Genomic DNA, 12,712 nt, shown 5'->3' with positions numbered 1-12,712 from the left:
AAGGTATTAAACAATAATTTATATTGTGTCTATGCAATATTTGCCGGAAATTTTGTAGGTAACAATTGTTACGCTAATCGTGCTGGCCAAGGTCAGGTAAACCTACAAATACTGTTGGTTTGCGCCTACAACTATGAATGCACGTAAGAGAGGGCATATCATGGAAAAACTTAACAAGTTGTATGAAGGCAAAGCCAAAAAACTGTACGCTACCGATGACACCAATGTGCTCTGGGTTGAATATATGAACCAGGCAACCGCTGGTAACGGTCTGAAGAAAGCTCAGATCGCCGGTAAAGGCAGTTTAAACAACCGGATTACTTCTTTATTATTCCATTTACTTGAGGCGCGCGGCGTAAAAAGCCACTTCCTCGGACGTATTTCCGATACTGAACAACTCGTAAAGCGTATGCGCATGTTCCCTCTGGAAATTATTATGCGCAATACTGCTGCTGGTTCTTTCGCAAAACGTTACAACGTTAAAGAAGGAACCCCATTAAAGAAGCCATTGTTGGAGTTCTGCGTGAAGTCCGACGAACTTGGCGATCCATTTATTAACCCCGAAGGTGTTGTGGCTTTAGGTTTAGCTACAGACGAAGAGATGGCGGAAATTACTCGCCAAGCTCACGCTGTAAACAATGCTTTGCTTGATATTTTCTCCAAGATTGATGTTCAGCTTGTTGACTTCAAGATTGAAGAGGGCGTGGACGCGCAAGGTAATATTCTTCTTGCGGACGAAATTACGCCTGATACTTGCAGACTTTGGGATAAGCGCAATGCTGGTACGGATGGAGTAAGTCATTTGGATAAAGACTTATTCCGACGCGATTTGGGAGACATAATCCCGGCTTATGAAGAGATTCACAGCAGGCTGGAAAACTTAGCAAAAAGCGAAGGTTTAGACTTTTGCGTGCGCAAACCAGATGATTGTGTGAACCGATAAGATTTTGTTGTGGCTCGCGCCTTTAGGGGTGCGGGCCACACACGTTCTTACATAATTTAACCAATAATTTAAGCCACAACTTAACACATAACTTAACCCACAATTTATAACTTAAAAGCCCATAACAAACACTGCTCATACCGCACTTTCAACAAGGTAGGTTTCTCGTGGTATTTCGCGTATATGTGGAAAAACGCAATGGTTTTGACGTTCAAGCTCAACAACTTTTACATGAGCTTAAGGAAATTCTTGGCATAAGCGCGATTACTTCCGCACGAATTATCAACAGATACGATTTAGAAGGTATTGACGAAGATTTGTTCAATACTGCTGTTCGAACTGTATTAAGCGAGCCGCCGGTTGATAAAACCTACGACTATTTGCCTATTGAAACAAGCGAGCACGTGTTTGCTGTTGAATTTTTGCCTGGTCAGTTCGACCAGCGCGCACAATCCGCAAGCGAGTGCATTCAGCTTATTAGTCAAGGCGAGCGCCCAACTGTGCGCACTGCTAAAGTAATTGCGTTAAAAGGCAATCTTGACGAAGAAGCCATGGATGCTATTAAGCATTACGTTATTAACCCTGTTGAGGCGCGTGAAGCATCACTTGACGAAGTAAAGAGTTTGCAGCGAGAAACAGTAGTTCCTGCAGCCGTTGAAGTAGTTAATACTTTTAACAATTTAGACGAAGCTGGATTGCAGAAGTTTATTGAGGATCGCGGTTTGGCTATGGATTTGGCTGACGCAAAGTTCTGCCAGCAATACTTCAGGGAAGAAAATCGCAATCCTACTATTACAGAGATTCGCGTTATTGATACCTACTGGTCCGATCACTGCCGTCACACAACTTTTGGCACTGAGCTTACAAATATTACGATTGACGATAGCACAGTTCAAGAAGCGTTTAATCGTTATCTTGATTTGCGAAAAGAGTTAAATCGCGAAAATAAACCTGTTTGCTTAATGGATATGGCAACTATTGGCGCAAAATACTTAAAGCATACTGGCGAGCTTAAAAATTTGGATGAGTCGGAAGAAATTAACGCTTGCACGGTAAAAGTTAAGGTTGATGTAAATGGCCACGATGAGGATTGGCTGTTCCTGTTTAAGAACGAAACGCATAATCATCCTACTGAAATTGAGCCTTTTGGTGGCGCTGCTACGTGCATTGGTGGCTGCATTCGAGATCCTCTTTCTGGACGTTCCTACGTTTACCAAGCTATGCGCGTAACCGGTGCTGCAGATCCGCGCACTCCTATTAGCGAAACCTTAAATGGCAAACTTCCACAGCGAAAGATTGTAACTTCTGCTGCAGCCGGCTACTCTTCTTATGGAAATCAAATTGGTTTAGCTACTGGCGAAGTGCACGAGTTATACCACCCGGGCTATGTTGCTAAGCGTATGGAAGTTGGTGCGGTTGTTGCCGCTACCCCAGCCGACCATGTGCGCAGGGAAACTCCAGCTCCAGGAGACGTGATTATTCTTCTTGGCGGACGCACTGGTAGAGATGGTATTGGCGGAGCTACCGGCGCTTCTAAAGCGCAGGATGTTGAAAGTATTGAAGAATGTGGAGCTGAAGTTCAAAAAGGTAACGCTCCTATTGAACGTAAATTGCAGCGACTTTTCCGCCGCAAAGATGCTTGCCAGCTTATTAAGCGTTGTAATGATTTTGGTGCTGGCGGCGTTTCTGTTGCGACCGGCGAAATTGCCGACGGTTTAACTATTAATCTCGACAAGGTTTCTAAAAAGTATGAGGGTCTTGACGGCACTGAGCTTGCTATTTCTGAATCCCAGGAGCGCATGGCTGTTGATGTTGCTGCCAATGATGCTGAAGCATTTTTGAAGTATGCTCGTGAAGAAAATTTGGAAGCAGAAATAATTGCGACTGTTACCGAAGAAGCCCGTATGCGTATGACTTGGCGTGGAAAAACTATTGTGGACTTAAGCCGCGCATTCTTGGCTTCTAACGGCGCTCCAAAACAGCAGGTTCTTCATATTGAAAGTGGAAAATCTTATACGAACCCATGGCAGGATCAGTCTAATTTGACTCTCACTGAACGTATGCGCTCTCTTGTTTCCAACATTAATATTGCTTCAAACAAGGGTTTGGCTGAACGCTTCGATTCTACAATTGGTGCAGCAACTGTGCTTATGCCTTTTGGCGGCCGTCGTCAGCTTACTCCAGCTCAGGCTATGGTTGCTAAATTCCCAGTATTTGGCGAAACAAACACTGCTTCCGCAATGGCTTGGGGCTTTAATCCGTATTTGATGGAAAAGAATCAGTTTACTGGAGCTTATGTTGCTGTTGTTGAGTCTTTGGCAAAGCTAGCAGCAAGCGGTTTCACGCGCGAACGTGCTTACTTGAGTTTGCAAGAATATTTTGGCAAGCCTCACGATGTTCCAGAACGTTGGGGAAAGCCAACTGCAGCAGTTCTTGGCGCTTTAAGCGCTCAGCTTGATTTTGGTGTTGGCGCTATTGGCGGCAAAGATTCTATGAGCGGCAGTTTTGAGAATTTGGATGTTCCACCAACTTTAATTTCCTTTGCTGTTTCTACTGGAGATGCGCGTTTAACTGTTTCGCCAGAATTTAAGGGCGTAAATCATAAGGTTTTGCGAATTGCTCCACAATATAAATCCGACGGAATTACTCCAGAAAAGGAAAGTTTCCTTAAAACTCTAGAATTAATCGAAAATATTACGAAGAACAAGCAAGCTCTTGCTGTTGCAACTCCTGGCTACGGCGCGAGCGCGGAAATCTTATTCAAGATGACGCTTGGAAATCATATCGGTCTTAAATTATTCAATAATTTAAGCGACGATGATTTATTTAAGACAGCATACGGAAGCTTCTACGTTGAGCTTAAAGAAAATACTGAAGTCCAATCTTTAGCTAATACAAACTTGGTTGACGTTGAGATTATTGGCGAAACGACTGAGAATTACGCAATTATTTCCGCAAATGGCGAAGAAGTTGATTTAAGCGATTTGCAAAAGATTTGGGAAAGCGAACTTTCCTCAATCTTCCCATATAAAAAGCCTGGTGAGATTGTAGAAACTATTAGTAACGAAAATAATGCTTCTACTACAAACCACGCGCACACAGGAAAGCTAAAGCCGCTTTCTCACCCGCGCGTTATTATTCCAGTCTTCCCTGGAAATAATTGCGAGTACGATACTCAAGCTGCTTTCGAGCGTGCAGGTGCCGACGCTCATACGCTTATTATTAACAACTTGAGCGCTAAAGATATTGCAGAGTCTGCAAAGAAACTTGTTGAGGAGATTAATAAAAGCCAGATTGTTATGATTCCTGGCGGCTTCTCCGGCGGCGACGAGCCGGACGGTTCAGCAAAGTTTATTGCATCCTTCTTTAGAAATCCGGAAGTGACTGACGCTGTGCGCGATTTGCTTAAGAATCGAGACGGACTTATGCTGGGCATTTGCAACGGTTTCCAAGCACTTATTAAGCTTGGTTTAGTGCCTTTTGGCGATATTGTTCCTATTGATTCTAACTGCCCAACGCTTACTTATAACACGATTGGCAGGCATCAAAGCAGAATTGTGCGTACGCGCGTCGCTTCAAACATGTCTCCATGGCTTAAAAATACTGAAGTTGGCGATATTCACACTGTTGCTATTTCTCATGGCGAAGGTCGTTTTATTGCAACGCCAGAAGTTATGGAAAAGCTTATTAACAACGGCCAAGTAGCTACGCAATACGTTGATAGTAATGGCGTTCCAAGCATGAGTTTGAATGTGAATCCAAACGGATCGATTATGTCCGTTGAAGGAATTACCAGCCCAGATGGTCGAGTTTTTGGAAAGATGGGTCATTGCGAACGAGCAGGCGAAGGCTTGTACGTGAACATTCCTGATTTCCACGAACAGCCACTGTTTGATGCTGGAGTCCAGTACTTCACGGCGTGAGTATGAGCGGCATGAAACGTAACATTATCTTATTAGAAACATGTGCAACAATGAGTATAGTTTCGCGAATTAAAGTAAGCGACTACAAGGGGGTTAAAGATGTCTGCAGAGCTTGAGGACATTCACGAAGAGTGCGGAGTGTTTGGTGTTTGGGGTCACAAAGATGCTTCCAGGCTCACTTATTTTGGCTTGCATGCGCTTCAGCATCGCGGCCAAGAGGGAGCTGGAATAGTCTCTAACGATAACGGCACTCTTCACGGACATCGCGGACTAGGCCTACTTACGCAAGTTTTTAGCAACGAGCAGGTTATGGAACGTTTAACAGGAAATCGTGCTATTGGCCATGTGCGTTACGCTACTGCAGGATCTGGAAGTGTTGATAACATTCAACCTTTCTTATTCCACTTCCACGATGGAGATGTAGCTTTAGCTCATAACGGAAATTTGACGAATTGCACAAGCTTACGCAATTCTTTAGAAGACAATGGCGCTATTATCCACTCAAATTCCGACACTGAAATACTAATGCACTTAATTAGACGCTCTAATAAACCAACTTTTATGGAACGTCTTAAAGAAGCGTTACTAACTGTTCACGGCGGATTTGCTTACCTGCTTCTTACAGAAGATTCTTTAATTGGCGCTACGGATCCAAACGGATTCCGCCCGCTTGCTCTTGGCCGCATGCAAAACGGAGCCTACGTTCTTTCTTCTGAAACTTGCGCTTTTGATATTGTTCGCGCCGAATTTATTCGAGATATTGAGCCTGGAGAAATAATCGTTATTAACGACGAAGGCTACACGATTGAGCGCTACACGGATCATGTGCAACAAGCAGTGTGCTCAATGGAGTTTATTTACTTTGCTCGCCCAGATTCTAATATTTACGGAATTAACGTGCATGCTGCAAGAAAGCGCATGGGATCTCGTTTAGCTCAAGAATCCCCTGTTGAAGCAGACATGGTTATTGGAGTTCCTAACTCTTCTCTTTCTGCAGCCGCAGGATACGCAGAAGCAAGTGGCCTTCCTAACGAAATGGGATTAATAAAAAACCAGTATGTGGCTCGCACTTTTATTCAGCCAACTCAAGAATTGCGTGAGCAGGGTGTGCGCATGAAACTTTCTGCTGTGCGCAGTGTTGTTGAAGGAAAACGCGTTATTGTTATTGACGATTCAATCGTGCGCGGCACAACTTCTAAGCGCATTGTGCAATTGCTTCGAGAAGCTGGCGCTAAAGAAGTGCATATGCGTATTTCTTCCCCACCTCTTAAATATCCTTGCTTCTACGGTATTGATATTCAAACAACTAAAGAACTTATTGCAGCAAAACATTCAGTTGAGGAAATTCGCGAGTATATTAACGCCGATTCCTTAGCATTCCTGTCTTTGGACGGTTTAGTTGACTCAATTGGGTTAAATAAGCCTGCTCCTTATGGCGGATTGTGTGTTGCATACTTTAATGGCGACTACCCTACTGCACTGGACGATTACGGCGAAGAATTCTTGGCTTCACTTACTCCTGAAGAACGCGAGCATTTGCAGAAAGTAAGAAAGCACAGCAAATATTCACACGAAAACCTTATATAACTTAATATTTTACTGATTTACGGCAATTTATTAACAAAATTTAAGAAAATACTTATAACAACTTAGGAAAGGAATCAACATGCCACACGCATATGATGAAGCTGGCGTAAGCGTAGAAGCAGGATACGAAGTAGTACGTCGTATTAAATCGCATGTGAATCGCACGAAGCGTCCAGGCGTTGTGGGTGGCATCGGCGGATTCGGTGGATTATTCGACTTGGCGTCCCTTGGCTACAAAGAGCCAGTGCTTATTTCTGGAACGGATGGCGTTGGAACCAAGCTTATGGTTGCCAAAATGATGAATAAGCACGATACAATCGGCATTGATTGCGTTGCTATGTGCGTAAACGATATTGCAGCGCAAGGAGCCGAACCACTGTTCTTCCTTGACTACATTGCTTGCGGAAAGAATAATCCTGCACTACTTGAGCAGGTTGTTGCAGGAGTTGCAGACGGTTGCGTTCAATCAGAAGCAGGCTTAATTGGCGGAGAAACTGCTGAAATGCCTGGAATGTACGCAGAAGACGAGTACGATCTTGCAGGTTTTGCAGTTGGTGTTGCAGAACGCTCAAATATTGTTGACGGATCGGCAATTACCACTGGCGACGTTCTCATAGGCTTGCCTTCTTCTGGAGTTCACTCGAACGGATTCTCGCTTGTGCGTAAAGCTTTGTTTGAAGAAGCAGGCTACGACGTAAACACCAAACTTGAAGAGCTTGACGGAAAAACGCTTGGCGAAGTTCTGCTCGAACCTACGCGAATTTATGTAAAAGCTTTGAAACCGCTTTTTGCGAATCATCTTATTAAGGGAGTAGCTCATATTACAGGCGGCGGATTTATTGAGAATATTCCGCGCATGTACGCTGACGGTTTGGCTGCAAAAATCGATACGTCAAGCTGGAATGTTCCGCCTATTTTTGACGTTATTGAAAAAGCTGGAAACGTTAATCATGCAGAAATGTTCAACGTTTTTAACATGGGAATCGGCATGGTTTTGGCGGTTGATGAAAGCAAGGCCGAAGAAGCACTGAACACACTAAGCGAAAATAATGAAACAGCTTATGTTATTGGCAAAATGATTGAGCGCGAAAACGCTGCAGTTGAGTTGCAATAAAACTATAAAGGACAAAAAATGAAAGTTTTAGTTGTTGGTTCCGGCGCTAGAGAACACGCTATTGCACACGCGCTTCTTAAAGGCGAAAGCGTTGAAGAAGTAACGGTTGCGCCAGGAAACCCGGGTATTGCAGCCGATGGAATTAAAACCGTAAACATTAGTCAGTCGGATCACGAAGCTCTTATTAACTTCGTTAAAGAGCACAACTACGACTTTGCGTTTATTGGCCCAGAAGTGCCGCTTATGAACGGAATCGTGGACGATTTTGAAGCCAATAACATTCCAGCTTTTGGGCCAAACAAGGCTGCGGCTCAAATTGAAGGCTCTAAGGACTTTGCAAAAAAGCTTATGCATCGCCACAACGTTCCAACAGCAGCCTACCAAACTTTTGACGCTTTGGAACCAGCACGCGCATACGTGCTTGAGCATGGTGCTCCAATTGTTATTAAAGCAGACGGTTTAGCCGCAGGAAAAGGCGTAACTGTTGCTATGGATGAGCAGACTGCTCTCGATGCTTTGGAAGATATTTTTGTTGATCATCGTTTTGGATCTGCCGGAGCAAAAGTTGTTATTGAAGAATTTTTGCAAGGTCAAGAGTTTTCGCTTATGAGTTTCGTAAGCGGCACTGATTTTTGGGTTATGCCAATTTCGCAAGATCATAAGCGCGCTTACGACGGAGATAAAGGACCAAACACAGGCGGAATGGGAGCATACAGCCCAGTTCCGCAAATCAGTAACGAAACAGTTGAGCGCGCTATTAACGAGATTGTGCGACCAACTGTTGAAGGACTAGCTAAAGAAGGAACGCCTTTTACAGGCATACTTTATGCAGGTTTGATTGATACAGCAACAGGTCCTAAAGTTATTGAGTTTAACGCTCGCTTTGGAGACCCAGAAACTGAGGTTGTGCTTCCTCGCCTTACTTCAGATTTTGGGGATGCAATATGGAATATTTTGCAGCATAAAACACCAACTTTTACGTGGCAAAATAACGGTGTTACGCTCGGCGTAATAATTGCAAGCGAAGGCTATCCTGGAACTTTAGTTACTGGAACTCCACTTCCCCAAATTCCTGTTGACGAAAATCAAGGTCAACACGTGTATTATGCAGGAGTAAAAAGCCAGGAAGAAACCGGAAATCTTGTAACATCTTCCGGACGCGTAGCGCTTGTACAGGTGCACGGAGAAGACGTAGAAGATGCGCAAAAGAACGTCTACAGCATACTAGATAAGCTTAATCTTCCACACATGTTCTTTAGGCACGACATAGCTTCAAAAGCGCTTATTTAAGGCATCTTAAAGAAGTTAGTGTTGCGAGTGTAGTTCTTTCCGGCTGTAACATCGTACTGTATAAGCTTATAGTCGTCCAAAAGCTGCTTAGTTTGCTCATCCATTGCTGAGTAAACCATTGGCCTACCGTCGTGATCAAGGTAAATTGGTTGACCCTCAGGGATTCTATCCCAACCTTGAATTGTATTAACAACAGGCGGCTCCATTGCACTAATATGCTTATGAAGCTTTGTTAGGAAAGCAACATACGGCGAAACCTTGGCGTTCATATGACGCGCAACCTGGGAAATAAAGAAGTTTGGAGAAGAATAAGATTCTGTTTTTGCGTGAATCTTCTTAGAAGATTTAAGATTTTCTTTAGCAGCCTTATTTGACCAAATAAAGTAATCTGTTAAATGCAAAATAAGAGAATTATTTTTATCCGCACTAGCTGTAGAGTATGCTCCAGGAAGATGATCACCATAGAACAACACGGTTACAGGCTTATTGAGTTTGTTCAGATTATTAAGGAACTTAGAAGTTGCTTTATCCGTATAATTTGCGCCTTTAGCGTATGTTTGAATAATAGAAGCCTCTTCCTCACCCAAAGGCTTGCTTGAATCGGTAGAAGACACCTTAAAATCATTATTCTTATACCAATCGTTATAAGGCATATGATTTTGCATTGTAACAAGCTGAATAAAATCAGGAGAAGACTTGCGCGAAATAGATTCTAAAACGCTGGAATACGCGGAATCATCCGACACGTACGGCGCTAAATCAATACGCTTCTGATACTTAATAACATCCGGCTTGCGCAAAGAATAGAACTTAGTAAAACCGAACTTCTTATAATTCTTAGCGCGCAAATACATGGAAGGCTCAAACGGGTGGAAAGCCAAAGAGCTTTTACCATCGTTCCAATAACGGTTTATTGTTGGCGTCCATGACTTTTTAGGAACTAGCTGCTGATACGGACTTGTAAGCGAAGGATCAAAATTAACCATGCTTAAACCGGTCATAGTCATGTATTCAAGATTTGCCGTTCCTCCACCGTAGCCGGAAGAAAGCATAAGACCGCTATCCGTATTCTTTTTCACACTGTCAATAAAAGGAATAATCGCCTTATTAAAAGAAATTCCAGGAACGCGTGAAGGATCTGCAAAAGATTCAGAAAGAATAACAATAAGAGTACTGTTATTTATTTTATTCTTACGAGAAGCGTTAAGTTTTTTAGCTACTTTCTCGTAGCGAGCTACCACTTGTTTCATGGTTTCTTCGCTATAGTTTGCAGGCTTCGACATAATTTTTGGATTAACCTGCCTAGTAAAAGCAACTATTGGTCCGTTAAGTTGCGCATCGTAAGCAGAATCCCACATTGCAGGATGGTCGCCCATAAATTGGTTAAAAGAATTAGCAACAGAACCAACAGTGCCAACAGAAGCAACATACCAGGAGAAAGATGCGAAAATCAGCACAAAAATTCCAGCTCTAAAGCCGTAGCGCAAACGCTTGTCTTCAAACCAAACTACTTTTCCACGATTCTTATCTAATAAATGAATCGTCATAAAAACTACAACGAAAATAATCACGCAAATTATTGCGTATAAAGTAACGCGACCAGCATTAGGCGGCAAAAATGTTGAAATATTACCAGTATCGCTTTGCAAAAAATTCAGGTCAGCAGGAAGAATTGCCTCATTTCGCACAAAAATCTTCATGTACTCAATAATCGAAATAATTATGCAAAGAGACAGCAAAACCATTGAAGTAAGCCAAAAACGGTTAGTAAGAATAATAATTAATCCATAAATAACCGCAAAAATAAGCAAATTAAGCACAAATATGAAGTTTAAATTTTCCCAAATGTTGCTGAACATTCGCGTAATATTTTCAATCAGACCATTCAAAACCTGGCTGCGAGAGCCTGTTTGCACGCCCATCTGAAAAATAACCATCATTCCAACGCTATTTAGAACGAAAAATACTATATAAAGCCAGCGCGGAATAGCTATTTGATGCTTATTTAATATCTTTAGCAAAGATGAAAAGAAATTTTTGGAATTACTCTGCTCTTTAGAGTCTTCCCCCTTATAGTCACCCTCTTCCTTCTCGCTTTTTGAAGACTCCAGCGCAATTTCATCCATAATAATTCCAATCGTTCCTAGCTAAACGAATCCTTATACATGCACAATAATTGATTATTGTAGTTATTGCTATCGTCATACTTGCATATTTATTAGTACAATTAGCTCGACATGCTGATATTTTTCATACTTCCGGTGGATTACAATATATGTTTCGGCAACTACGATTAGAACAGTAAAAACTATAAAAATAGAACAGCAAAAACTATAAAAACTAAAGCAAATATTAAGAAAAAATTAAGATACATAAACTATATTTCAGTTGGGTGAAATATTGCGAGTATCGTTCACTTTAAAAGTTGTTTGCACGTAGTTAAGCAAGAAAGTGTAGGATTCAAGCATGCTGCAATTGGCAAAAATAAGTCTTTTGCAAGGCTGGTTACCAACAAGCTTATTTAGTTTAACCGGCTTAACTTTATTCGTGCTGATTTTCACTAAATCAAAACGTTCAAAACACTTATTTAGCATAATAAACCTGCTTATACAGCTAGGTGTTGCAAGCATATTTTTCATAGTTGGCGGATTAATTGCTTGGCTAATTTCAGACGTATTCCTTGTGTTTGGAGTAAGCCTTGGTTGGCTTGTTATTATTTGCGTTGCAATAGGATTTGCTCTTGTTGGCTTTGCCGGCACAGCATTCGTGTTCACTAAAGGTTGGAAACGACTAGTTGCTGTTATTGCTATTGTTTTAACTCTTATTAGCACAGCTTTAAGAGTTGATATGGTTTACGGCGAATACACAACACTTGGATCAATTTTTGGAATGGGTAATTTCCCAAAGCTTGAGGTTAATAAAGAAAAATCTGCTACTGCAAGCATTGAAGAATGGTACAGTTTAGCAAAACAAAATAAGCTTCCAAAAATACCTAAAAAAGGTATTCTTCGCTCAGCACACATTCCTAACACATACTCAAAGTTCAAAGCTCGCACAGCAAACGTTTATTTGCCTCCTGCAGCGCTTGTAAAGCATCCACCAAAGCTTCCAGTTATGGTTATGCTAGCAGGACAGCCCGGTAGCCCAAATCACTTCTTTGCAGCCAGCGACATTGCTGAAACTTTAGACGATTACGCAAAATCTCATAAAGGCTTAGCTCCTATTGTTGTAGCCCCAGATCAAAACGGTGAAGCGACACATAACTCACTTTGTGCAGATACTGGAGTTTACGGCAAAGCAGAAACGTATTTAATTCGCGACGTGCCTAACTGGATTCGCAAAAATCTTCCAGTAAGCAAAGACCCAAGCATGTGGCTTATGGGAGGCTTTTCTCAAGGCGGAACTTGCGCTACTCAATTAGTTCCAGCGCATCCGAATATTTTTAGAAGCATGTATTCTGCCGGCGGCGAACTAGAACCAACGTATCAAAACCGTCAAGAAACAATTAAACGCTACTTTAACGGAAATACTTCAGCATACGAGCGTCACGTTCCTAGTAAAATAATGCGAAAAAACGCTCCGCTAAAACAAAACTATTATGCTATTGCCGGCTATTGGGATCCTAAATCTCAAGCAAATCAGGCAACTATTGCTTTAAGCGCACACAGCGCAGGTATTAACGTTTTAACAATGCTCGCTAAAAATTCTGGGCACGATTGGCATACAGTAAAAGCAGGATTGAAAGTAGTTCTTGATCTTTTCTGCAAGCAAACAGGCATTTCAAAAACTGTTCCAAATCTAAACACGTATCCGAATGTAAAAATTCTTGTTCATAAAAAAGTGAATCGAGACTAA

The 12,712-nt window shown here is 42.1% G+C and carries 7 protein-coding genes; 6 read left to right on the top strand and 1 reads right to left on the bottom strand.

Annotated elements, in window-relative coordinates:
• The first annotated feature begins 160 nt into the window (after positions 1 to 160).
• The 5 genes from purC (at position 161) to purD (ending at position 8,857) form a co-directional block, all read left to right on the top strand.
• Complete coding sequence (purC, locus tag ACJV7B_RS02505) at positions 161 to 943, top strand: phosphoribosylaminoimidazolesuccinocarboxamide synthase (RefSeq protein ID WP_116794145.1); 783 nt, start codon at positions 161 to 163, stop codon at positions 941 to 943.
• 167 nt (positions 944 to 1,110) lie between these two features.
• Positions 1,111 to 4,866: a phosphoribosylformylglycinamidine synthase gene (locus ACJV7B_RS02500; protein ID WP_419388889.1), complete on the top strand. Its 3,756-nt coding sequence runs from the start codon at positions 1,111 to 1,113 to the stop codon at positions 4,864 to 4,866.
• Positions 4,867 to 4,965: 99 nt separating this feature from the next.
• Positions 4,966 to 6,453, top strand: a complete 1,488-nt coding sequence (gene purF / locus ACJV7B_RS02495) for an amidophosphoribosyltransferase (protein WP_419388888.1) — start codon at positions 4,966 to 4,968, stop codon at positions 6,451 to 6,453.
• A 79-nt stretch (positions 6,454 to 6,532) separates the two neighbouring features.
• Positions 6,533 to 7,567 carry a phosphoribosylformylglycinamidine cyclo-ligase gene (gene purM / locus ACJV7B_RS02490; protein ID WP_419388887.1) on the top strand — a complete coding sequence of 345 codons (1,035 nt, stop codon included), beginning with the start codon at positions 6,533 to 6,535 and terminating at the stop codon, positions 7,565 to 7,567.
• Between the two features lie 18 nt (positions 7,568 to 7,585).
• Positions 7,586 to 8,857 (top strand): phosphoribosylamine--glycine ligase, encoded by a 1,272-nt coding sequence (gene purD / locus ACJV7B_RS02485; RefSeq protein ID WP_419388886.1) that lies wholly within the window; start codon positions 7,586 to 7,588, stop codon positions 8,855 to 8,857.
• Here purD and ACJV7B_RS02480 read toward each other — a convergent pair.
• Positions 8,854 to 10,983, bottom strand: coding sequence for an LTA synthase family protein (locus ACJV7B_RS02480; RefSeq protein ID WP_419388885.1), 2,130 nt, complete (start codon positions 10,981 to 10,983; stop codon positions 8,854 to 8,856). The two genes, purD and ACJV7B_RS02480, sit on opposite strands and share 4 nt — an antisense overlap.
• Before the next feature lie 340 nt (positions 10,984 to 11,323).
• Here ACJV7B_RS02480 and ACJV7B_RS02475 point away from each other — a divergent pair, with 340 nt between their 5' ends.
• The gene (locus tag ACJV7B_RS02475) at positions 11,324 to 12,712 is read left to right on the top strand and encodes an alpha/beta hydrolase-fold protein (protein WP_419388884.1); all 1,389 of its coding nucleotides are present in this window, start codon (positions 11,324 to 11,326) and stop codon (positions 12,710 to 12,712) included.

Origin of the sequence: Gardnerella bretellae (genome assembly GCF_048545135.1) — a bacterium.
GTDB lineage: Bacteria > Actinomycetota > Actinomycetes > Actinomycetales > Bifidobacteriaceae > Bifidobacterium > Bifidobacterium greenwoodii.
Note: the sequence above shows the minus strand (reverse complement) of the source record. Positions and strands in the feature narration are given on the sequence as shown.

Bases quoted from the DNA above. Each gene is read 5' to 3' on its own strand.
- purC (WP_116794145.1), top strand. From the start codon at position 161: ATGGAAAAACTTAACAAGTTGTATGAAGGCAAAGCCAAAAAACTGTAC.
- purF (WP_419388888.1), top strand. From the start codon at position 4,966: ATGTCTGCAGAGCTTGAGGACATTCACGAAGAGTGCGGAGTGTTTGGT.
- purM (WP_419388887.1), top strand. From the start codon at position 6,533: ATGCCACACGCATATGATGAAGCTGGCGTAAGCGTAGAAGCAGGATAC.
- purD (WP_419388886.1), top strand. From the start codon at position 7,586: ATGAAAGTTTTAGTTGTTGGTTCCGGCGCTAGAGAACACGCTATTGCA.
- ACJV7B_RS02480 (WP_419388885.1), bottom strand. From the start codon at position 10,983: ATGGATGAAATTGCGCTGGAGTCTTCAAAAAGCGAGAAGGAAGAGGGT.
- ACJV7B_RS02475 (WP_419388884.1), top strand. From the start codon at position 11,324: ATGCTGCAATTGGCAAAAATAAGTCTTTTGCAAGGCTGGTTACCAACA.